The sequence below is a fragment of the Spartinivicinus ruber genome (assembly GCF_011009015.1).
Lineage (GTDB): Bacteria > Pseudomonadota > Gammaproteobacteria > Pseudomonadales > Zooshikellaceae > Spartinivicinus > Spartinivicinus ruber.
Window position 1 is genome coordinate 1745431 of record NZ_CP048878.1, and the last position, 23591, is coordinate 1769021.

Below are 23591 nucleotides of genomic sequence, written 5' to 3' on the forward strand. Positions count from 1 at the left end.
ATGACAGCGATGTATCAGCATCAGACCGTATTGCTGGATGAGGCAGTTGAAGCCTTGGTGGTAGATCCAGCGGGAAATTATATTGATGGTACTTTTGGCCGGGGTGGTCATAGTCGACAAATTCTTAGTCGGTTAACCAGTGACGGCCATTTGTTGGGTATTGATAAAGACCCAGATGCCATTGCAGTAGCTGAGCAAATTGCCAGTGAAGACCCACGATTTCAAGTTGGCCATGGCTCATTTGCCGAGCTAGCTGAGTTTGCTCAGCAGTGGCGAAGTCCACCTACAGTTGCGGGAGTGTTACTTGACCTAGGGGTCTCTTCCCCACAGTTGGATAACCCAGAAAGAGGCTTTAGCTTCTTGCAGGAAGGGCCTTTAGACATGCGGATGAACCCAACCATTGGGATGTCAGCCGCTGACTGGATAGCCAGTGCTGAAGAAAAAGAAATTGCTGATGTGTTGTGGACTTATGGTGAGGAACGTTTTTCACGTCGGATGGCCAAGGCCATTGTTACAACACGGCAGCAGTTTTCAATTACGACGACAACTGAGTTGGCCAAGGTTATTGCGGAAGCAAATCCTGCCTGGGAGAAACACAAGCATCCAGCGACTCGGGCATTTCAAGCGATTCGCATTCATATCAACAATGAGTTGGGAGATTTAGAAGCAGCTCTTGATGCTGCGCTGGAGGTACTTAAACCAGGAGGGAGGCTGGTAGTGATTAGCTTTCACTCATTGGAAGACCGGATCGTTAAGCGTTTTATCAAAAAGCATGTAAAAGGGGATGAGCTTCCACCAGGCTTACCAGTGACAGCTGATCAGTTGAATCAGCGTTTAAAAGCGGTGGGAAAAGCGAGAAAACCATCAGATCAGGAGGTGGATGGTAATGTGCGCTCCCGTAGTTCCATTATGCGGGTTGCAGAGAAACTTAAGTAATTAATTGTGCTGGTAAATGTTGGAGTGATGCTCCTATGAAATTAACAGCTTCAAAGCCTGTGGTAGGCATAGCGCTGCTATTTATTTTGGTGGTGATGTCGGCCTTGGCAGTGGTGTATGTCTCCCACTTAAACCGCCAGCAATTTAATCTGTTGCAGGCTGAGTTGACAGCACAGTCAAAAGCCCAGGTGAAGTGGGGCCAGTTGTTGTTGCAGCATAGCACGCTGACCACTCCTAGCCGGTTAGACAAAATTGCAACAGGCAAATTAGCTATGCATATCCCTTCAAGTGATGAAATGATGATCGTTAAACCATGAGCCAGCTAAAAACTGATGTGCCCATCTGGCGCTTCCGATTTGTTATCACTGTGTTGATGCTTGCAGCTGCACTGGTGGGCTGGCGAATTATTGATCTGCAGGTGATCGATCGTCACTTTCTGCAAAATGAAGGTGATAAGCGGGTGGTGCGCCATTCAGAGGTGGCAGCCACCCGGGGCATTATTTTTGACCGAAATGGTGAGCCGCTTGCAGTGAGTACTCCAGTAGTGACTATCTGGGGTAACCCCAAAGAATTGATCAATGTTCAGCCACAGTGGCCAGCTATCGCTAAATACTTAGGAGTCAGCCCAAGCTACTTGGCTAAGAAGGTTAATGATAATCGCACTCGAGAGTTTATTTATCTTAAACGGCATATGCGTCCTGATCAGGCTAAACCGCTGTTGAAAGAAAAAATCAGTGGTATTTATGGTATTGATGAGTTTAAGCGCTATTACCCAGCGGGCAGAGTGGCTGCTCATATTGTTGGCTTTACCAATATAGATGGTAAAGGTCAGGAAGGTATTGAGTTGGCCTATGATCATTGGCTTACCGGCAAGCCCGGTCAGGTGCGTCTGTATAAAGATAGAAAAGGGCGGCTGGTGCGGAGTGCTGAACTGATTAAAAGTGCTCAGCCAGGAAAGGAGTTGTATTTAAGCATTGATTTGAGAGTGCAAAACCTCGCTTATCGAGAGTTGGCAAAAGCTGTCAAGCTGCATAATGCCTCAGGAGGAACCCTGGTGATGTTGGATGTGCAAACTGGGGAAATATTGGCGATGGTTAATCAGCCTGTGTACAACCCCAATAACCGTAGTCGGGTACGGGCAGGCGCTATTCGTAACCGTGCTATGACTGATATTTTTGAGCCTGGCTCGACGCTTAAGCCATTTACTATTGCAGCTGCGCTGGAAACTGGAGAATTTACTCCGTCTTCCCTTATTGATACCAGCCCTGGTTACATGATGGTAGGGCGTAAAACCATTAAAGATCATCGTAACTATGGTGTTATCGATATCACTACAGTATTGAAAAAGTCCAGCAACATTGGCATGACCAAAATTATTCAGCAAGTGACTGCACCTACAGTCGCTTCGTTATTACATCGGATGGGGTTTGGCTCCGATACTGGCACAGGGTTCCCAGGTGAAAGTACTGGTTTATTGCCTTTACGTAGTAAGTGGCGGGCAACGGAAGAGGCGACCTTATCCTATGGCTATGGTATGGCAGTTACTGCTATCCAGCTCACTCAAGCCTATGGGGTGCTGGCGAATAAAGGGAAAAAAATGCCTACCACTTTATTAAGGTTGGATGATCAGCCTGATCCCTCACAAGTGATTCCCAGTAAAGTAGCCCGTGATGTTGTAAAAATGTTGACCAGTGTAGTTGAAAAAGGCGGGACAGGCACGCGAGGGGCCATTGATGCTTATCAGGTGGCGGGTAAAACGGGTACAGCTCGTATTGCTGAAGCAGGAGGATACTCAGAAAAAAAACACCATTCTGTGTTTAGTGGTTTAGCTCCAGTTGATCATCCAAGGGTTGCAGCTGTTGTGATGATTGATAACCCAAAAAATAAAAAGTATTACGGTGGTGAGGTTGCTGCACCTGTTTTTTCAAAAGTGGTAGCTGGTTCCTTACAGTTATTAGGAGTATCACCGGATAATTCGGCGGCTTTAGCCAAGCATGGTCGTGACAGGAGTGGAAATAACACATGACAGCAAAGCAGGATGACCAGTCAATGCCGAAATCGCCAGTAATGCCTCTCTCTCGGTTATTGGCTGCAATTGGGCAGCGTCAAACTGGGTTTGATCCAATTATTTCAGGAGTGGCTATTGACAGTCGACAAGTAAAACCTGGTGATTTGTTTATTGCGATGCCTGGCTATCAGGTGGATGGACGGCGTTTTATTACTGATGCATTTGGTCAGGGAGCTGTAGCTGCTTTAACTGAACAAACCGGTCGACCAATGTCGGGGCAACCCTCTGTATTTGAAGTGCCTCAACTGAAAAAACAACTGGGAAAACTGTTAAATGAATATTTTGGTTATGCATCTAACCAAATAAATATTTTGGGTATAACAGGTACCAATGGCAAAACCTCTTGTAGCCAATTTGCTCGGCAACTGCTTAATCATTTAAACATCAGTTGTGGTGTAGTAGGAACGTTGGGCTATGGTACAACTGATTTATTAACACCATTATTAAATACTACGCCTGATGCATTACAGTTGCATCAATTTATTTATCAGCTGGTTAATCAGCAAGTGCCTTATTTAGCAATGGAAGTTTCCTCCCATGGGCTTGCTCAAGGTCGGGTTGAAAACATTGACTTTGATGTGGCTATTTTTACTAATTTAACTCGTGATCACTTGGATTATCATCAAACCATGGGGGATTACGCAGCGGCAAAGGCACAGTTATTCACCAATATTGCGTTACAACATGCGGTGATTAATCAGGACGATCCTTATGCAGAATTAATGTTGGCTGCTTGTCATCCTGCTTGTCAGCGTTGGCAATATAGTTTGCAGAACACAAGTGCAGATGTTGTCGCAAGCCAAATTCGTTATTTAACTGATGGCATTGCTGCAGTTATTGAAAGTCCTTGGGGTAAGGGTGAAATACACATCCCCTTATTGGGACATTTTAATTTAGCCAATGTATTAGCAGTCATTACTGGGCTAGCGGCGAATGGAGTTAACTTTAATCGTTTACTAGAGGCTGTAAAAGCACTTAAGCCTGTTACTGGCCGGTTGCAAACGGTTAGAGAAAACAGAGGTAAAAAACAGCCAACTGTTGTCGTAGACTATGCCCATACACCGGATGCGTTAATTCAATTACTCAAAGCTGTGCGTTTACATAGCAATCAGAGGATTATTTGTGTGTTTGGTTGTGGTGGCGACCGAGATAAAGGTAAGCGTTCGGAAATGGCACAAGCTGCTTATCATCATGCTGATCATTTGGTTATTACATCAGATAATCCTCGTACGGAAGATCCTCAAGAAATTTTAGATGATATTCGTCAAGGGCTACCAGCTTCCCCTGAATTTCCCGTCGATGTTATTGAAGATAGAAGTCTGGCTATTCAACAAGCCATTCAACAGGCTAAAACTGACGATATTGTTGTTATTGCTGGTAAAGGGCATGAAAACTACCAAGAAATAATGGGCAAGCGATTACCCTTTAGCGACTTCGAACAGGCTGCACAAGCATTATTAAATTGGAGTAGCCATGATTAAGCGTAATCAACTGAGCACGATTAGTCGTCTAATACCCAACAGTCAATTATTAGGTAGTGATCAAACCTTTTCTGGATTAAGTATTGATACCCGCACTATTCAACCAGGTGAGTTATTTATTGCTCTAAAAGGTCCTAATTTTGATGGGCATGATTATATTGCAATAGCTAAGCAGCAAGGGGCAGTTGCAGCGGTTGTTGAAAAGCCAATTGAGGCTGAAAAGACAGCTGATATGCCAATCACTCAGCTAATCGTTGAGGATAGCCGAATAGCCTTGGGGCTGATTGGTCAAATTAATCGTGAAGACTTTTCGGGGCCTTTAGTTGCATTAACTGGTAGCAGTGGCAAAACCACTGTTAAAGAAATGTTGGCGGCAATTTTTCAGCAGCAAGGTCCAACATTATCAACGGTTGGTAATTTAAATAATGATTTAGGGGCACCATTAACTTTAAGTCGTTTAACCGCAGAACATCAGTATGCAGTGATTGAACTGGGCGCTAATGCAATAGGTGAAATAGCCTATACGAGTCAGCTTAGCAGACCTACGGTGTGTTTAATTAATAATGTGATGGCCGCTCATTTAGCAGGTTTTGGCTCATTAGAAAATACCGCGAAAGCTAAAGGAGAAATTACTCAAGGTTTAGTGGACGGTGGTACGGCAGTATTTAATGCTGATGATCAATTTTTTGGTTATTGGAAAACCTTGTTGCCAGAAAATCAGCAGTTATTAAGTTTCAGTGTTTTAAATACTGAAGCTCAAGTATATGCAACTCATGTTGAGCTTATTGATCAGGGATTTCAGTTCAAAATACATCTACTGGATCACTGTTTTGACGTAACGCTTCCTTTACCAGGACGGCATAATATCGCCAATGCGCTGGCAGCGGCAGCGACTGCTTTTGCTGCAGGGAGTAGTCCGCAAGCAATTGCTGCAGGTCTTGGTGAAATACAGCCCGTTGCAGGGCGTGGTGTACAACTGTCAGGCAAAAAGGGGTGTCGGCTGATTGATGATACCTATAATGCTAACCCTGGCTCAGTAAAAGCAGCCATTCAACTATTAGCTCAATACCCTGGCAGGCGCCTGCTGGTACTGGGAGATATGGGGGAATTAGGTGAACAAGCTGAAGCGCTGCATTTTGAAGTGGGCCAGTTTGCCAAGCAACAGGGCTTGGATGGTTTGTATGCAGTAGGGCCACTCACTGAACAGAGTGTGATTGGGTTTGGTGAAGGTGCACAACACTTTAACAGTAAAGCCGAATTGGTTGAGTTTTTAGATAAACAATTAAGTGAGTCGTTAGTGGTTTTAATTAAAGGTTCTCGTAGTGCCAAAATGGAAACAGTGGTTACTGCTTGTCGAACGACAGGGGGTAATAGCTGATGTTGTTATGGCTAGCTGAGCTGTTAGCAAATTACGTAAGCAGTTTTAGTGTTTTTCAGTATTTAACTCTGCGCGCTATTTTTGGCGTGTTAACGGCATTAGGAATGTCTTTATGGCTTGGTCCGAAGATTATCAGGCATTTAACCAGCCGCCAAATTGGTCAGGCGGTACGTGACGATGGACCGCAAACCCATTTAAGTAAAGCGGGCACTCCAACAATGGGAGGTGCATTAATTATCGTAGCAATTGGTATAAGCACCTTATTATGGGCGGATTTATCCAATCGCTATGTGTGGGTGGTATTAGCTGTCACCTTTATTTTTGGAGCGGTAGGTTGGGTTGATGATTATCGAAAAGTCATCGAAAAAAATTCTCGAGGTTTACCTGCTCGATGGAAATATTTTTGGCAATCGGTTGCTGGATTAGGGGCTGCGATTTTTTTATATCAAACCTCTACGCCTGATCAGTTGCAATTGATTGTACCGGTGTTTAAAGAAGTAGCGATTAATTTGGGCTTGTTTTTTGTGGTATTGGCTTATTTCGTAATCGTAGGAAGCAGTAATGCAGTCAATTTAACCGATGGTTTGGATGGTTTAGCTATTATGCCAACGGTAATGGTCGCTGGAGCCTTAGGAGTGTTTGCCTATTTAACTGGTCACGTGGGATTTGCTGAGTATTTGCATATTCCCTATATCAAAGGCAGTGGTGAGTTAGTGGTGATATGCGCGGCCATGGTGGGCGCAGGGCTTGGCTTTTTATGGTTTAACACTTATCCAGCACAGGTTTTTATGGGAGACGTAGGTGCACTCTCCTTGGGGGCGGCGCTGGGGGTCATTGCGGTAATCGTAAGGCAGGAAATTGTTCTGTTTATCATGGGGGGAGTATTTGTAATGGAAACCGTTTCTGTGATTTTGCAGGTCGGTTCTTACAAATTAACAGGACGCCGGATTTTCCGCATGGCCCCTTTGCACCATCATTTTGAATTAAAAGGTTGGCCTGAACCACGAGTAATTGTGCGTTTTTGGATAATTACCTTAATGCTGGTTTTAGTTGGTTTGGCCACCTTAAAAGTACGTTAATAAGATAAAACGGGTAGCATCTTTAAAAATGCAGTTTCAAAGGTGCTTAAAGGTAAATGAGAAATCGTCAATTCGAATGGTTTTTAGAGAAGAGGCCGGCAAGCGATGAAGCCTCATGAGCCTATAAATAATGGGTAACTAGGGTGAAGACAGTTTATTGCTCCTGCATAAACTGCATTTACACCATCCGTGGTGTTTAGCGATGGCAACAAACCCTAAAAGCTATTCGGGAAGAGTGTAGTAATTGAATACTGAAATGATTACATCAGACCAGCTAAGGGTAGTCATCGGTTTAGGTAAAACTGGCTATTCTTGCGCTCGTTTTCTGGTTGAACAAGGGCACCGGGTAATGGTGGTAGACTCACGACAGTCGCCGCCTTACTTGCCACAATTGCAACAGGATTTCCCAGAATTGCCCATCAAACTGGGTGTATTTGATAGTAATCTGTTAAAGCAAGCTTCAGAGTTAATTGTCAGCCCAGGTATTGCATTGACTGAGCCTGCTATTGCTGATGCGATAGCTGCAGGTGTGCCAGTAGTCGGGGATATTGAGTTGTTTGCCCGAGCGTTAGAGGATACACCGGTGATTGCGATTACTGGCTCCAATGGTAAGAGTACAGTCACCACCTTAGTCGGGGAAATGGCTGCTGTTGCAGGTATTAAAGTAGCCGTTGGCGGTAATATTGGTAGGCCTGTACTGGAGTTGTTAACTGAAAAAGCGGATTTATATGTACTTGAACTATCGAGTTTTCAGTTAGAAACCACTTATTCGTTAAAACCAGCAGTGGCTTGTATTTTAAATATCAGTCCAGACCATATGGATCGCTATGCAGATTTATCTGCTTATCATAAGGCGAAGCAGAGAATTTTCCGAGGTGCACAAAGTGTGGTGTTTAATCGCCAAGATGCTTTAACTCAGCCATTGGTTCCAAGTAGTGTACCTCAGGTGTCGTTTGGGTTGAATGAGCCTGATTTGAAACATTTTGGCTGTCGCCAGTCAAACAACACTGTGCAACTGTCGTATGGGCTGGATGAGTGGCTGGACAGTCAGCAGCTATTGATTAAAGGCAGTCATAACCAGGCTAATGTATTGGCTGCATTAGCGATTGGTCATCAGTTACATTGGTCAAAGCCTTCCATGCTAACAGCAATCAAGCAGTTTAAAGGGTTGCCTCACCGTTGTGAGTGGGTGGCTGAGCATAATCAGGTCACTTTTATTAATGATACTAAAGCGACCAATGTGGGGGCTGCGAAAGCTTCAATAGAAGGGTTAGGTGAGCAATTAACCGGAAAAATTATTTTATTGGCGGGTGGTGATGGTAAAGGCGCTGATTTTAGCGAGTTGAAACCAGCCATCGCAAAATATGTAAAATGTTTGTTGACCTTTGGTTGTGATGGTGAGCGCTTAGCCGCTGAAGTTGCAGGGGCTGCTGAGCAACAGTCTGTTACCGGTCTTAGCGAAGCAATATTACAAGCAGTTAATTATGCGAAGCCAGGAGATTTAGTGTTATTAGCACCCGCTTGTGCCAGTTTTGATATGTTTACCAACTTTGAACAGCGTGGTGAGGTGTTTAAGCAAATAGTAATGAGGTTTATTGATGCCCAGTAAGCCGCTGAAAAACTCACCGGTTGACTTGCCTTTGCTATTAATTGCTATTGCGCTTTTAGCATTAGGATTGGTGATGGTGACCTCTGCTTCAATTGAAGTGGCTGCATCTCAATATAAAGACCCGCTGTTTCATTTTTACCGGCAATTGACTTATTTATTAATGAGTTTATTGTTAGCCGGCTGCGTATTTATGGTGCCAATGGATACCTGGCTGAAACTGGGGCCTGCCTTGTTATTTACTGCAATGGGGCTGTTAATTGCAGTATTACTAATTGGCCGGGAAATTAATGGCAGTGTGCGCTGGATCAGTCTAGGGCTATTTAACTTACAAGCATCTGAGCTGGCTAAATTATTTTTTATTATTTATTTGGCTGGTTATTCCATCAGGCAGCAAGATGCTGTGCAAAATACCTGGCTGGGGTTAATTAAACCCATGGGGTTACTGTCCGTTGCAACATTATTGCTGCTGCTGGAGCCCGATTTTGGTGCTGTGGTTGTATTAATGAGCACTGCTATTGGCATGTTATTTATGGCTGGGGTCAAGTTATGGCGATTTTCCATTTTAATTTTAGTGTGTGCAGGTGCTGTTGCTGCAATCGCTGTTTCACAACCCTATCGACTAGCCAGGTTAACCACTTATATCGACCCCTGGAGCCACCAGTTTGATAGTGGTTATCAGCTTACTCAGGCCCTAATTGCATTTGGCCGTGGTGAATGGCTTGGAGTAGGGTTGGGAAATAGTATACAAAAGTCATTTTATTTGCCTGAGGCTCATACCGATTTTGTTTTCGCTGTTTTAGCAGAAGAAACAGGATTAGTTGGAGCGTTAATTGTTACTGGTTTGTTGGTTGGGCTAACTTTACGGGCACTTTTTGTTGGTTTGCAGGCGCAACGGCGGGGCCTTACTTTTTCAGGTTATTTAGCTTATGGCATTGGCTTGTTATTTGGTATGCAATCATTAATTAATATTGGTGTAAATACTGGTTTATTACCAACTAAAGGATTAACCCTGCCTTTTTTAAGTTATGGTGGCAGTAGCTTAATTGTTAACTGTCTTGCGCTTGCTGTTTTATTTCGCGTTGACTATGAATCCAGGCTTATTGCAGGAAAGCCTTCCCCAAAAAAACGTAACAAGGGGAGGTCAAACTAATGAGTCAAATGGAATATAAAGGCACTGTTGTCATTATGGCGGGAGGCACAGGTGGACATATTTTTCCCGCTTTAGCTACCGCGAACTTATTTAAGGCCAAAGGGTATGAGGTACACTGGTTAGGAACAGAAAACAGTATGGAAGCGGAGCTTATTCCCAATTATGAACTGCCAATTACACTAATCCCTATTAAAGGTATTCGTGGAAAAGGGGTAGGTGATTTGGTTAAAGCGCCAGTTCGTTTAATCCGCTCTATATGGCAGGCAATGAAATTATTTAAGCAGCTAAAGCCGACTTGTGTCTTAGGTATGGGTGGGTTTGTGACTGGTCCTGGTGGTGTCGCAGCAAAATTGCTCGGCGTACCTTTAGTGATTCATGAGCAAAATGCCATTCCTGGTTTGACTAACCAGTTGCTTGCAAAAGTTGCTAATCGGGTATTGGAAGCATTTCCTGGCACTTTTCAAAATCAGCAAAAAGTATTTTGTACAGGTAACCCGGTGCGTACAGAAATTGTAAGTGGTAATTCCTCCAAGCAGCCTCAGCAACCCCTTAAATTATTGGTTGTGGGAGGGAGTTTGGGAGCTAAAGCCATCAATGACCTTATGCCTGTGGTGGTAAAAAACTGTATTGACCAAGGGGTTGCTATTGAAATTTGGCATCAAACGGGTAAGCAGCATTTTGCTGAAGTTGAAGCAAACTATCAGACTGAGGGTTTTGCCAATATAAACGTAGAGCCATTTATTGCTGATATGGCTGCTGCTTATCAGTGGGCTGATCTTGTTTTGTGTCGATCAGGTGCATTAACCGTTTCTGAGTTGGCTAGTGCTGGGGTGGCGGCGTTATTGGTGCCATTTCCATTTGCAGTAGATGATCATCAAACTAAAAATGCAGAATTTTTAGTGCGTAATGAAGCTGCAGTATTAATTCCACAATCAACACTAACTGTTGAAAAACTGGTAGCTATGTTAATTGATTTTTCAAAATCTCCAGAAAAACTTGTTGCGATGGCAAACAATGCCCATCAGCTTGCTGAGCCTGAAGCTACCAATAAAGTTGTTCAGCATTGTTTAGAGGTAAGCTATGGGTAACCACACACAACAATTGTCGACAGTTTTTGAAGTGCCTGAAATGCGTCGAATACGCCGAATCCATTTTGTTGGAATTGGTGGTGCTGGCATGTGTGGTATTGCCGAAGTGCTGTTAAATCAGGGTTATGAAATCAGTGGCTCTGATATTAAAGCCTCTGCTGTAACAGACCGTTTAGCATCGCTAGGGGTAACAATTTGTATTGGTCATAAATCTGAGCATGTGGCAAATGCCAGTGTGGTGGTGGTGTCTACTGCTGTCGCTGCAGATAACCCTGAAGTATTAGCGGCTCAAAAGCAGCGCATTCCGATCGTACCGCGAGCAGAAATGTTGGCAGAATTAATGCGTTATCGTCATGGAATTGCGATTGCGGGTACTCATGGTAAAACTACAACCACTAGTTTGATGGCTTCTGTATTGGCTCAGGGTGGCTTTGATCCCACTTTTGTCATTGGTGGTAAATTAAACTCTGCTGGTACCAATGCTAAATTAGGCGGCAGTCGTTACCTAGTGGCCGAAGCGGATGAAAGCGATGCCTCTTTTCTGCATTTACAACCAATGATTACAGTAGTTACCAATATTGATGCTGACCATATGGCAACCTATGAAGGTGATTTTGAAAAACTCAAACAAACCTTTATCGATTTTCTACATCATCTGCCGTTTTATGGATTAGCTGTATTGTGTATAGATGACCCTGTGGTAAGGGAGATTTTACCGCAAGTTAAACGTCCCACCGTCACTTATGGCTTAACCAATGAAGCTGATTATTGGGCAGATAATATTCAACAACAAGCTACCCAAACGACTTTTTCTGCACATTGCGCTGGTGAAGAAAAACCGCTTGAAATTACCCTTAACATGCCAGGTACGCACAATGTATTAAATGCTTTGGCAACGATTGCTATTGCAAAAGACGAAGGTATTGTTAATCAAGATATTATTACTGCACTGGCTGGTTTTCAGGGAGTGGGGCGTCGCTTTCAAGTTTATGGAGAGTTTCAGACCGGTGTAGGTGAGATTATGCTGGTGGACGATTATGGCCACCATCCAAGAGAAGTTGAGGCAACTATTAATGCTATTAGGCAGGGCTGGCCAGACAAAAGACTGGTAATGATTTATCAACCACATCGTTATAGTCGTACTCGAGATTTGTATGAAGATTTTGTTGACGTGTTATCTGAAGTCGATGTGCTGCTGTTGATGGAAGTTTACCCGGCGGGAGAAAAGCCTATCAAAGGGGCTGATGGTCCAAGCTTGTGTCGCAGTATTCGTCAACGGGGCAAATTGGAGCCTATATATGTTAAGCGAGATGCTGATGTTGCCAGTATTTTGGGAGATATTATTCAGGAAGGTGATCTGCTAATCACTCAGGGCGCGGGTGATATTGGTGGTGTGGCCAATCATTTAGCAGAAATTAAATGCTGTTTTGTCAATGATAAAAATACAGCAGAAAAAGGTGAAGCATGAATAATCAGTTTGGGCATGTAGCAGTGCTTTATGGTGGTTTATCTGCAGAGAGAGATGTATCACTAAAAAGTGGCCGGGAAATTTATCAGGCATTAATCGATGTAGGCGTTGATGCTTCATTAGTTGATGTGGGTAAAAATGTTGTCCAACAGTTGCAGGATATCAAGCCGATTGATATTGCATTTATCGCTTTACATGGCCGAGGTGGTGAAGACGGTACTTTGCAGGCACTATTGGAATTTCTGGAAATTCCTTATACCGGTAGTGGTGTATTAGCTTCAGCGTTAGCAATGGATAAATACCGCTCTAAATTACTTTGGCAAGGTTTGGGGTTGCCAACACCAATGTTTCAGTTGTTTCAGAAAAGTCTGCAAACCTCTGAGTTGTCACCCAAAGTCACATTTCCTTGTGTGCTAAAGCCTGCGAAAGAAGGCTCAAGCATAGGTATTACTAAAGTGAATACAGCTGAAGATTTTTCTGCAGCTTTAGCAACCGCTCAGCAGTTTGATGATGATGTATTGGCAGAGCCTTGGATTACGGGTGCAGAGTTTACCGTTGCTATTTTAAATGGGCAGGCACTTCCGCCAATTGAGTTAAAAACCGACAGAACATTTTATGACTATGAGGCCAAATATATAGCCAACGATACTCAATATATTTGTCCGTGCAACTTATCGCTAGGTAAGCAACATGAATTAAAAAAGCTGGCACTAGAAGCTTTTTATAGTTTAGGTTGTGAAGGTTGGGGCCGTGTGGATGTGATGCAAGATCAAGCAGGTGACTTTTGGTTATTAGAAGTCAATACAATACCTGGCATGACTGACCATAGTTTAGTGCCAATGGCTGCTAAAGAGGCAGGCTATAGTTTTTCAAAATTAGTATTAGAAATCCTGGCTACGACACAATAGATTCATAGGCAATAATGATGTACCCTGTGCGGTTACGCGACAATAATGGTATAAATCGTAAGCAAGCAAAACGTCGAGGTGCGAGTAAAAAAAAACGAGTACAAAAAAAGTCAATAAAATGGAGCAGGTTGCTGGCGAACTTTCTAAAATTATCTCTAGTAGCTTGTTTTATTGGTTTGAGTATTTGGTACTGGCCAAAGCTAACAGACTATTTTAATCAGCCTGTTAAACGGGTTCAGGTGGAAGGCCAGTTTGCTGCATTAAAAAAAGTACAAGTGCGGCAGCTGGTAGAACCTTATTTAAGCAGCCGTTTTTTTAACATTGACTTAACGGGACTACAAGCTGATTTAGAAAAAGTACCTTGGGTAGAATCTGTTGCCTTACGACGAGTGTGGCCAGATCAAATCAAGGCAAAGATAGTAGAACACATAGCAGTGGCGCGCTGGAATGATGATGAGCTGTTAAGTAACAAAGGAAGTCGTTTTAAACCCGAAAAGTTGACAGGGTTAAAAGGCTTACCAAAGTTAACTGGCCCAACAGGAACAGAACAACAGGTTATGGCTCAATATCATAAAATAGCGCAGCTTATTCGCCCATTAGGGATGTCAGTTAATGAGTTAAGTGTTAGTTCCAGGGGCGCGCTAGTATTTGTAACTAATAACTTTCAAGTACTGGTTGGCAGAGATGATGTAATTAAGAAAATACAGCGCTTCGTTAAAGTTTATAAAACACAACTGGCGATAAAAAAAGAGTCAATTAAATCAGTTGATGTACGTTATAGCAGTGGCGTGGCAGTGACTTGGAAAACAAGTGAAATCAGCAGTGAATAATTCAGATGGGAATTAGCGTTAAGGCAAAACAGCAACGAAGAAAAGTAGCGTCAAGGAAAATAGCAGCAAGGGCACAAATTGGAATGGGGTGTAAATTTCATATACCCAGAGCGTAACATTAAGTGTTCGCGAGGGTATAACTTCACTTGAAGTGTAATGGGTAGGAAGGTTTTCGAATGGCAACGTCTCAAGACGGAAAAATGATAGTCGGTCTAGACATCGGTACATCTAAAGTAGTCGCTATAGTAGGTGAGGTGGCTGATGATGGCACGTTGAAAGTGGTAGGCATTGGTGCTCATCCGTCACGTGGGTTGAAAAAAGGCGTTGTTGTTAATATTGAGTCTACAGTTCAATCTATTCAGAGAGCAATAGAAGAAGCTGAATTAATGGCTGGCTGTCAGATTCATTCTGTGTATGCAGGGATAGCAGGCAGTCATATTAACAGTTTGAATTCTCATGGCATTGTGGCTATTCGAGACCGTGAAGTTTCCCCTGCGGATGTGGATCGTGTAATTGATGCGGCACAGGCCGTAGCGATTCCTGCTGATCAAAAAATTCTCCATATTTTACCGCAAGAATATGTGGTGGATACACAGGAAGGAGTGAAAGAGCCTTTGGGTATGTCAGGGGTTCGACTGGAAGCAAAAGTGCACTTGGTTACTTGCGCAGTGAATGCGGCACAAAATATTGAAAAATGCGTAAAACGTTGCAATTTAGAAGTAGAAGATATCATTTTAGAACAGTTGGCTTCCAGTTATTCGGTATTAACCGAAGATGAAAAAGAATTAGGTGTTTGTTTAGTTGATATTGGTGGTGGGACGACTGATATTGCCATATTTACCAGTGGTTCAATTCGTCACACAGAAGTGATTCCTATTGCTGGTGATCAAGTAACTAATGATATTGCGATGGCGCTACGCACACCAACCCAGCATGCAGAAGAAATTAAAATTAAATACGCCTGTGCACTTACTCAGTTAGCCCGGGCAGAAGAGCTTATTAAAGTTCCCAGTGTCGGTGATCGTCCACCACGAGATTTGTCACGACAGGCATTGGCAGAAGTAGTCGAGCCCCGTTACGAGGAATTGTTTACGTTAGTGCAAGGTGCGCTGAGGCGTAGTGGGTTTGAAGAGCTAATTCCAGCGGGCATTGTACTAACTGGTGGTACAGCAAAAATGGAAGGTGTTGTGGAATTAGCTGAGGAAATTTTTCATATGCCCGTCAGGTTAGGCATGCCTACGGATATTAAAGGACTTTCTGATGTGGTAAAAAACCCAATTTTCTCGACAGGTGTCGGGTTATTGCATTATGGCCTACAGCATCAAAAAGAAGGTAATGTTGCCATACCAGTAAGATCTGTCGCTAAAGAAAGTATCTTTAGCCGGATGAAACATTGGTTTCAGGGAAACTTTTAACAGGAGTAATGATAATTAATACAAATTAAATTGAGTAGCAGTAGATAGTTGAGAGAAAGGAGAGGGTTATGTTTGAGTTGGTTGATAATGTGCCGCAAAACGCGGTCATTAAAGTTGTCGGTGTGGGCGGCGGAGGTGGCAATGCTGTCAACCACATGTTAAATAAGCACGTCGAGGGCGTTGATTTTATCTGTGCTAACACAGATGCTCAAGCGTTAAAAAACTTGGCGGCAAAAACGGTTCTGCAATTAGGTACCGGAGTAACTAAAGGGTTAGGTGCAGGTGCTAATCCTGATGTTGGTCGTGAAGCAGCGCTGGAAGATCGTGACCGGTTGATTGAAGTATTAAATGGCGCTGACATGGTATTTATTACAGCCGGTATGGGTGGTGGTACTGGTACTGGTGCAGCACCAGTTGTTGCGCAAGTTGCCAAAGAAATGGGTATTTTAACCGTCGCTGTGGTGACCCGGCCGTTCCCTTTTGAAGGGCGTAAGCGGATGATTGTGGCTGATGAAGGGATTAAAGAATTAGCAGAAAATGTTGATTCATTAATCACAATTCCTAATGAAAAATTGTTGCCTGTATTAGGAAAAGATGCCAGCTTATTGTCTGCTTTTAGTGCGGCAAATGATGTATTGCTTGGTGCTGTTCAAGGTATTGCTGACTTAATTATTCGTCCGGGAATGATTAACGTCGACTTTGCGGATGTGCGCACAGTAATGTCTGAGATGGGAATGGCAATGATGGGAACTGGTTCTGCTACAGGTTCTAATCGAGCAGTAGAAGCAGCCGAAGTTGCGATTCGCAGCCCGCTACTTGAAGATGTAAATTTACACGGCGCGCGTGGAATATTGGTTAATATTACAGCAGGATTGGATCTTTCTTTGGGCGAGTTCTCAGAAGTGGGTAATACTGTAGAGCAGTTTGCCTCAGAAAATGCTACCGTAGTGGTTGGCACCGTAATTGACCCTGACATGTCTGATGAGTTACGAGTCACCGTGGTAGCGACAGGGTTAGGGGCGAATGATGCAACTGATGCACCTGTTAAAGTAGTCGATAATACCAAAAGTGATGGTACTTTAGACTACAATAAATTGGATCGCCCTACAGTCATGAGAAAGCAAGCTGCCGCCGGAACTGACAACCAAGTTGTCCAGCCGGAACGGACTCGTAGTACAGACAATATGGATTACTTGGATATACCTGCATTTTTAAGAAGGCAAGCTGACTAAAGTATTAAATAAAGTTGACTTACCATTTGTGTATTGGTCAGCTTTTGATACAATCGCCGGTCACTTGTTTGCCTTCTGGCAGGATTTGATCAAGACGGCGTACATATATGATTAGACAAAGAACCTTAAAAAACATTATCCGTGCTACGGGAGTAGGACTACATTCAGGAGAAAAAGTCTACTTGACATTGAAGCCAGCTCCTGTGGATACGGGGATTGTTTTTTGTCGGACAGACTTGGATCCGGTTGTAGAAATACCTGCAATAGCAAGCTTTGTTGGTGATACTACTTTATGTACATCACTAATGAATAATGATGGCATTAGAGTAGACACTGTTGAACATTTACTTTCTGCAATGGCAGGCCTTGGCATTGACAATGCCTATGTGGAAGTAAGTTCTCATGAAGTGCCTATCATGGATGGCAGTGCTGGGCCTTTTGTTTTCTTAATTCAATCTGCAGGTATTGAAGAACAAAATGCAGCGAAGAAGTTTATCCGAATTAAAAAAGAAGTTACCTATAAAGAAGGTGATAAAATCGCAACCTTCTTACCATTTGATGGCTTTAAAGTAACCTTTACGATTGACTTTGACCACCCAGTATTTAAAGGCAATATTCAAACTGCTTCTGTTGATTTTTCCAGTACCTCTTTTGTAAAAGAAGTCAGCCGTGCAAGAACCTTTGGCTTCATGCGTGACATCGAATATCTACGCTCTAAAAACCTTGCCTTAGGTGGTAGTGTAGATAATGCAATTGTTGTTGATGACTATCGAATTCTTAATGAAGATGGCTTGCGCTACGATGATGAATTTGTTAGACACAAAATGCTTGATGCAATTGGTGACTTATATTTGCTGGGTAATAGCTTGATTGGTGAGTATCGTGCAGTTAAATCTGGGCATGCTTTAAACAATAAAGTATTACGTGCTTTGATGGCACAAGAAGATGCATGGGAAGTAGTCACTTTTGAAAATCCTGCTGAGGCTCCAATCTCCTATATGCGGCCAGTTGCTGCAGTATAATCTTTGCTGAATTAATACTGTTGATGAGTTAGGCTTTAACTCTAGTCGTTGTGAATTGTATAGTAGTTACAAATAGGCGTGAGCTTTTATGGGAAACGCCCTTTAGCAGGCGGCTTTCCACTTCATTGATATGTGGTAGCCATTATAATACACAGGTAGATAGCACATCTAGTAAGTTAATATGTTGGCTGATAATGCTGATGTTTTAACAAAGTGTTTATCTATTTGCCTGTTGTTGAGTAATCTAGGTAAAGATATTGTATTATATATGATGTATAAGGGTAAATACTTATTGTATTATAAGCATGTGAACATTTTGCTACTTAAACCCACTAAAGAAAATTAATACTAAACGTTTTAAGCTAATGTCACTTATGCCACCTGTTGGTTAGGGTAATTAAGTGGTGCAGGTAAAAAAAGGTTTATTGTTAACAAATAAGATTGACGGGGTAAAAGAGCTTAGCTAATAGCGGCAAAAGTTTGCAGTTTAGTGGTAAGGCTATTGTCTATTACTGCTTAAGTCATAGGTGTTAGACTTGTGTTACAATAAGTTCAACATACATAAAGGTGTAACTAGTGGGGGTTAATGACTGCAAGCACTGATAGGGTGTTACTTTAAATAGCTGCTATTACTTTTAAATAGCTGATAGTTATGCTCAACTCTATTTTGTACTCAATTTAATAATGATGTACTTATCTTGTAGTCAGGCAATATGAGCTTTAATGGCCTTTGTTTTAATTGGCGTTATTAGAGGTGCGCAATCCCCGTGAAATAAAAGTGCAAGTGAATGAATATTATTATTGTCCGACGAAAGCTAGATAGATCACGAACACTTCATATTGGCCCCTTTGGGCTTACCTTACTTGTGCTTACCCTACTCGTTGCTCTTATTGGCCTTTCAATTTGGGGAACTTATACCTACCTTAACCCTCTTTCAACTCATACCGCAAATAATCAAGCTGCACAGCATTGGCAAGGGGAAATTGCTAATCAACGGCGTGAACTCAGTGCACTTAAAGATCAGGCTACCGCAGAGTTGGATACATTAGCACTGAGAGTGTCTGAGCTACAAAGCCGGTTGGTTAGGCTGGATGCATTAGGTGAGCGTTTAACCCAAATTGCTGATCTTGATAATGGCGAGTTTGACTTTAGTGAGCCTCCTGGGTTGGGTGGCCCTGAGTCCACTGATATAGATGATACATTTAAGCCCCCCCAGTTTATTGACTTGATAGATCAATTGATTAAGCAGATAGATAATAGAGAAGCTCAATTGGAATTGTTGGGCGACTTGATTACTTCTCGTAAAATAAAAGACGATGTATTGATAGCCGGTAGCCCTATTAAAAAGGGATGGTTGTCATCAAGGTTTGGCCGACGGACAGACCCAATTAATGGACGTTATGCTTGGCATAAAGGGATCGATTTTGCTGGGAAGTATGGGTCGGGTATTTTCTCTGTTGGCTCTGGTGTAATCACTTGGGCTGGTTCGCGAGGAGGTTACGGGAACATGGTTGAAGTCAATCATGGTAATGGATTTGTTACCCGTTATGCACATAACAGTAAAATATTGGTTAAAGTAGGTGACTTAGTTAAAAAAGGGCAAAAAATTGCTTTAATGGGCAGCAGTGGGCGTGCAACAGGACCACATGTTCATTTTGAAGTGTATAGAGACGGTAATGTTGTTAACCCCGCCAAGTACATTTCCCGTGCTAATGGTTAAATCAATAGGCACTTTGAGTAGTTTCTCTTAAAAGCTGTGGTAATGCTTTCTTGTATAAAGGAATTAGCGTTACAATCCAGCTACTTTTTCTATTTTTGTTTTTAAAATCAGCCAAGCAACCTAAAATGCTGTCTGGCATTAATTTTGTGGACACTATAAGTAAACGATTATGTTAGCGCCTTTAGTTCGAAAAGTCTTTGGTAGTAAAAATGACCGCCAGTTACGCCGGATGCGTAAAGTAGTAAAAGCAGTGAATGCTCTAGAGGAGTCATTGAGCAAGCTGTCAGATGATCAATTAAAGGCCAAAACTGATGAGTTTCGTGATCGCGCTCAAAAGGGTGAGACCTTAGACAGTTTATTACCTGAGGCATTTGCTGTAGTTCGAGAAGCTGGTAAGCGCATTATGGGGATGCGTCACTTTGATGCTCAGCTGATTGGTGGTATGACCTTGCATGAGGGGCGTATTGCCGAAATGCGTACGGGTGAGGGGAAAACCTTGGTGGCAACTTTGCCTGCCTACCTTAATGGTTTAACAGGCAAAGGTGTTCATGTTGTTACTGTCAATGACTATTTGGCTAGTCGTGATGCAAACTGGATGCGTCCACTTTATGAGTTCCTAGGCCTAGCGGTTGGGGTGGTGACATCAGGCCAGGACCCAGAGTCGAAAAAAGCAGCCTACCAAGCGGATATTACCTACGGTACTAATAACGAGTTTGGCTTTGATTATTTACGGGATAATATGGCGTTTAGTCTGGAGGATAAGTTTCAGCGCCCATTAAATTATGCCATTGTAGATGAAGTAGACTCCATTCTGATTGATGAAGCCAGAACGCCATTAATTATTTCTGGTGCCGCTGAAGATAGCTCAGAGCTTTATACCCTTATTAACAAACTTATCCCTAAATTACAAAAACAAGAAGAGACAGTAGAAGGGCATTTTACCCTTGATGAGAAAACTCGACAGGTTGAGCTGAATGAGTCTGGCCACCAGTTTGTTGAAGAGCTACTTGCAGAAAAAGATTTGTTGGCAGAAGGTGAAAGCCTCTATGCGCCCAATAACTTAAACCTGCTCCATCATGTTTATGCTGCCTTAAAAGCTCACCAAATTTTTCACAAAAATATCGATTATATTGTGCAAAATGGCCAAGTATTACTGGTGGATGAACATACCGGTCGGACTATGCCTGGTAGAAGGCTATCTGAAGGGTTGCACCAGGCTTTGGAAGCGAAAGAAGGCCTACAAATTCAAAGTGAAAGCCAGACTTTGGCATCAACCACTTTTCAAAACTATTTCCGCCTGTACGAAAAACTCTCTGGCATGACTGGAACAGCAGATACGGAAGCAGTTGAATTAAGACAAATTTACGGTCTGGATGTGATCGTTATTCCTACCCATAAACCAATGGTGCGGAAAGACTATAATGACTTGGTTTACCTTAGTATTGAAGAAAAATACGATGCTGTCATTGAAGACATTAAAGAAAATGTTGCCAATCATCGCCCTATTTTGGTGGGTACTGCTTCCATTGAGTCTTCTGAGCGAGTGTCTGCAGCATTAAAAAAAGCAGGTATTGAACATCAGGTATTGAATGCTAAATTCCATGAAAAAGAAGCGGAAATTATTGCTCAGGCTGGCAAACCAGGTGCTGTGACGATTGCTACTAATATGGCAGGTCGTGGTACAGATATTGTGTTGGGTGGTAACTGGGAAGCGGAAATTGCCAAACTAGAGAATCCCACTGAAGAGCAAATCAATAGTATTAAAGCTGAGTGGCAAGAACGACATCAGCAAGTGTTGGATGCTGGCGGCTTACATATTATTGGTACTGAGAGACATGAGTCACGCCGAATTGATAACCAGCTGAGAGGACGTTCAGGCCGTCAGGGTGATCCAGGTTCAAGTCGTTTTTATTTATCCCTTGAAGATAGTTTAATGCGTATTTTCGCCTCCGATGGTATTCGTAATTTGATGCAGCGGCTTGGTATGGAAAAAGGTGAAGCAATTGAGCATCGGATGGTAACCAATGCCATTGAAAAAGCTCAGCGTAAAGTAGAAGGCCGTAACTACGATATTCGTAAAGCATTATTAGAATACGATGATGTTGCCAATGAACAGCGTAAATATATCTACAGCTTCCGTAATAAAGTGATGAGTGAAGATGACTTATCTGAAATGGTTCAGGAGTTCAGAGATGATGTTTTAGAGCAAGCGATAAACCAGTTTATCCCTCCTCAAAGCTTACAGGAAATGTGGGATGTAAATGGTCTGGAAGAGCATTTAACATCAGAGTTCGCCATTAATTTATCTATTCAAAAGTGGCTGGATGAAGATGATAAACTTTATGAAGAGCCATTGAGAGCAAAAATCAAACAGCAACTGTTAGATGATTATCAGCAGAAAGAAGAGTTGGCAGGTGCCACTGTACTACGCATGTTTGAGAAACAAATGTTGCTAAGAGTGCTGGATGATAAATGGAAAGAGCACTTAGCAACAATGGATTACCTGCGTCAAGGTATTCATTTACGTGGTTATGCCCAGAAAAACCCAAAACAGGAATATAAACGTGAATCGTTTGAGTTATTCCAACAGTTATTGGAAGACATCAAACATGAAACTGTCAAAATTCTATCTCATGTACAGGTAAGGCAAGACGATAATACAGAAGAGGTTGAACGTCAGCGTAGAGAAGCCCTCGCAAGACAAATGGAGTTTCAGCATGCTGAAGCAGCGAGTATGACTGGTGAAACACCTTCAGCTGAAGATACAGAGCAACAAACTACTAATGCACCGTTTATTCGCCAGGAACGTAAAGTTGGGCGGAATGAGCCTTGTCCTTGTGGGTCAGGGAAAAAGTATAAGCAATGTCATGGTAAAATTGTATAAAATATGCCTAACCTTTTAAGGTGAAGGCTTAAATATGCAGTAAGTAAAAAAGGGCGACGGTAGTCGCCTTTTTTGTGAGGTAAAGCAAATTATGGCTGTTGGCATAGAATCAATAACACAACTGTTGCCTATACCTGGCATCAAACTCTCAGCAGTTGCTGCAGGCATCAAGAAAAACCATCGAACAGACTTAGCATTGCTGCAGTTTCAACGAGGAACAACTGTCGCAGGTGTTTTCACCCAAAATCGTTTTTGTGCAGCCCCAGTTCAATTGGCTAGGCAACACTTAGCCCATGGGCCATTAGCAATCTTGATTAATGCGGGTAATGCTAATGCTGGTACTGGGCAACAAGGCTTAACTGATGCTTTTCACAGCTGTGAACTGGTTGCAAAGCATATAAAACTAAATCCTCAACAGGTACTGCCTTTCTCGACAGGAGTTATTGGTGAGCCATTACCTGTTAGTAAAATCGCGGATGCCTTACCTCAGCTATCCAACTCATTAGATGGCCACTCATGGAATCATGTGGCGGAAGCCATTATGACGACAGATACTCAGGCAAAAGGTATTTCTAAGCAGTTTGACTGGGATGGGTGCACTTATACTATCACTGGTATTGCTAAAGGCGCTGGTATGATTAAGCCTAATATGGCCACAATGTTAGCCTTTATTGCAACAGATCTGGCTATTGAGCAGGCTTTGCTTCAGCAACTAACAAGTGATGTAGCGAACTTGTCGTTTAACAGAATTACTATTGATGGTGATACTTCAACCAATGATGCTTTTATGGTGGTTGCTACTGGTGCCGCTAATAATAAGATAGCAGGTACTAGTGATCGGCTATTTCAGCTATTTAAAAACACCTTAATTGATGTGGCTCAGCAATTAGCACAGATGATTGTGCGTGATGGTGAAGGTGCCACTAAATTTGTCACTGTCAATGTACGTGGGGCAAAAAGCTCTCAAGATGCCCTGGAAATAGCTTATACAGTAGCACATTCACCACTTGTTAAAACGGCCTTATTTGCTAGTGATCCTAATTGGGGAAGAATTTTAGCTGCTGTGGGCCGAGCACCGATTGCTGATTTAGATGTGAGTAAAGTACAAATAAAACTGAATGATGTATTAATTGTTGAAAATGGCGGTCGAGCAGCCAGCTATACAGAAGCGCAGGGCCAGCAAGCTATGGCAGAATCAACTATTTCTATTGATATTGAGCTTGGTAGTGGGGAATTTGCTGAAACCATCTGGACCACTGATCTTTCCCATGAGTATGTCAAGATTAACGCTGAATACCGGACCTAATGTCTGAGAATTACTC

At 42.6% G+C, this 23591-nt stretch carries 18 protein-coding genes; all 18 read left to right on the plus strand.

Annotated elements, in window-relative coordinates:
- The 18 genes from rsmH (at position 1) to argJ (ending at position 23575) form a co-directional block, all read left to right on the plus strand.
- The gene (gene rsmH / locus G4Y78_RS08330) at positions 1–936 is read left to right on the plus strand and encodes a 16S rRNA (cytosine(1402)-N(4))-methyltransferase RsmH (RefSeq protein ID WP_163832585.1); all 936 of its coding nucleotides are present in this window, start codon (positions 1–3) and stop codon (positions 934–936) included.
- Positions 937–971: 35 nt separating this feature from the next.
- A complete protein-coding gene (gene ftsL / locus G4Y78_RS08335) occupies positions 972–1253 on the plus strand; it encodes a cell division protein FtsL (RefSeq protein WP_163832586.1) in 282 nt (93 codons plus the stop codon).
- Positions 1250–2962: a peptidoglycan D,D-transpeptidase FtsI family protein gene (locus G4Y78_RS08340; RefSeq protein WP_163832587.1), complete on the plus strand. Its 1713-nt coding sequence runs from the start codon at positions 1250–1252 to the stop codon at positions 2960–2962. Before ftsL ends, G4Y78_RS08340 begins: the two co-directional genes overlap by 4 nt.
- Positions 2959–4485: a UDP-N-acetylmuramoyl-L-alanyl-D-glutamate--2,6-diaminopimelate ligase gene (locus G4Y78_RS08345; RefSeq protein ID WP_163832588.1), complete on the plus strand. Its 1527-nt coding sequence runs from the start codon at positions 2959–2961 to the stop codon at positions 4483–4485. Before G4Y78_RS08340 ends, G4Y78_RS08345 begins: the two co-directional genes overlap by 4 nt.
- Positions 4478–5863: a UDP-N-acetylmuramoyl-tripeptide--D-alanyl-D-alanine ligase gene (locus tag G4Y78_RS08350; protein WP_163832589.1), complete on the plus strand. Its 1386-nt coding sequence runs from the start codon at positions 4478–4480 to the stop codon at positions 5861–5863. The genes G4Y78_RS08345 and G4Y78_RS08350 overlap by 8 nt, the downstream gene beginning before the upstream one ends.
- Positions 5863–6942 carry a phospho-N-acetylmuramoyl-pentapeptide-transferase gene (gene mraY / locus G4Y78_RS08355; protein ID WP_163832590.1) on the plus strand — a complete coding sequence of 360 codons (1080 nt, stop codon included), beginning with the start codon at positions 5863–5865 and terminating at the stop codon, positions 6940–6942. The genes G4Y78_RS08350 and mraY overlap by 1 nt, the downstream gene beginning before the upstream one ends.
- Positions 6943–7186: 244 nt before the next feature.
- Positions 7187–8551, plus strand: coding sequence for a UDP-N-acetylmuramoyl-L-alanine--D-glutamate ligase (murD, locus tag G4Y78_RS08360; protein ID WP_230425715.1), 1365 nt, complete (start codon positions 7187–7189; stop codon positions 8549–8551).
- Positions 8541–9701, plus strand: coding sequence for a putative lipid II flippase FtsW (gene ftsW, locus G4Y78_RS08365; protein WP_163832591.1), 1161 nt, complete (start codon positions 8541–8543; stop codon positions 9699–9701). Before murD ends, ftsW begins: the two co-directional genes overlap by 11 nt.
- Complete coding sequence (gene murG / locus G4Y78_RS08370) at positions 9701–10789, plus strand: undecaprenyldiphospho-muramoylpentapeptide beta-N-acetylglucosaminyltransferase (protein ID WP_222937665.1); 1089 nt, start codon at positions 9701–9703, stop codon at positions 10787–10789. The genes ftsW and murG overlap by 1 nt, the downstream gene beginning before the upstream one ends.
- The gene (gene murC, locus G4Y78_RS08375) at positions 10782–12257 is read left to right on the plus strand and encodes a UDP-N-acetylmuramate--L-alanine ligase (protein ID WP_163832592.1); all 1476 of its coding nucleotides are present in this window, start codon (positions 10782–10784) and stop codon (positions 12255–12257) included. The genes murG and murC overlap by 8 nt, the downstream gene beginning before the upstream one ends.
- Complete coding sequence (locus G4Y78_RS08380; protein WP_163832593.1) at positions 12254–13165, plus strand: D-alanine--D-alanine ligase; 912 nt, start codon at positions 12254–12256, stop codon at positions 13163–13165. The genes murC and G4Y78_RS08380 overlap by 4 nt, the downstream gene beginning before the upstream one ends.
- Positions 13166–13179: 14 nt before the next feature.
- Positions 13180–13995: a cell division protein FtsQ/DivIB gene (locus G4Y78_RS08385; RefSeq protein ID WP_163832594.1), complete on the plus strand. Its 816-nt coding sequence runs from the start codon at positions 13180–13182 to the stop codon at positions 13993–13995.
- A 176-nt stretch (positions 13996–14171) separates the two neighbouring features.
- Positions 14172–15410, plus strand: a complete 1239-nt coding sequence (ftsA, locus tag G4Y78_RS08390; RefSeq protein ID WP_163832595.1) for a cell division protein FtsA — start codon at positions 14172–14174, stop codon at positions 15408–15410.
- A 68-nt stretch (positions 15411–15478) separates the two neighbouring features.
- Entirely contained in the window at positions 15479–16642 is a 1164-nt protein-coding gene (gene ftsZ, locus G4Y78_RS08395) for a cell division protein FtsZ (protein ID WP_163832596.1), read from the plus strand.
- A 107-nt stretch (positions 16643–16749) separates the two neighbouring features.
- Positions 16750–17664 (plus strand): UDP-3-O-acyl-N-acetylglucosamine deacetylase, encoded by a 915-nt coding sequence (gene lpxC, locus G4Y78_RS08400; protein WP_163832597.1) that lies wholly within the window; start codon positions 16750–16752, stop codon positions 17662–17664.
- A 788-nt stretch (positions 17665–18452) separates the two neighbouring features.
- A complete protein-coding gene (locus G4Y78_RS08405) occupies positions 18453–19385 on the plus strand; it encodes a M23 family metallopeptidase (RefSeq protein WP_163832598.1) in 933 nt (310 codons plus the stop codon).
- 169 nt (positions 19386–19554) lie between these two features.
- Positions 19555–22269, plus strand: a complete 2715-nt coding sequence (gene secA / locus G4Y78_RS08410; RefSeq protein WP_163832599.1) for a preprotein translocase subunit SecA — start codon at positions 19555–19557, stop codon at positions 22267–22269.
- Between the two features lie 91 nt (positions 22270–22360).
- The gene (gene argJ, locus G4Y78_RS08415) at positions 22361–23575 is read left to right on the plus strand and encodes a bifunctional glutamate N-acetyltransferase/amino-acid acetyltransferase ArgJ (protein ID WP_163832600.1); all 1215 of its coding nucleotides are present in this window, start codon (positions 22361–22363) and stop codon (positions 23573–23575) included.
- Positions 23576–23591 lie beyond the last annotated feature (16 nt).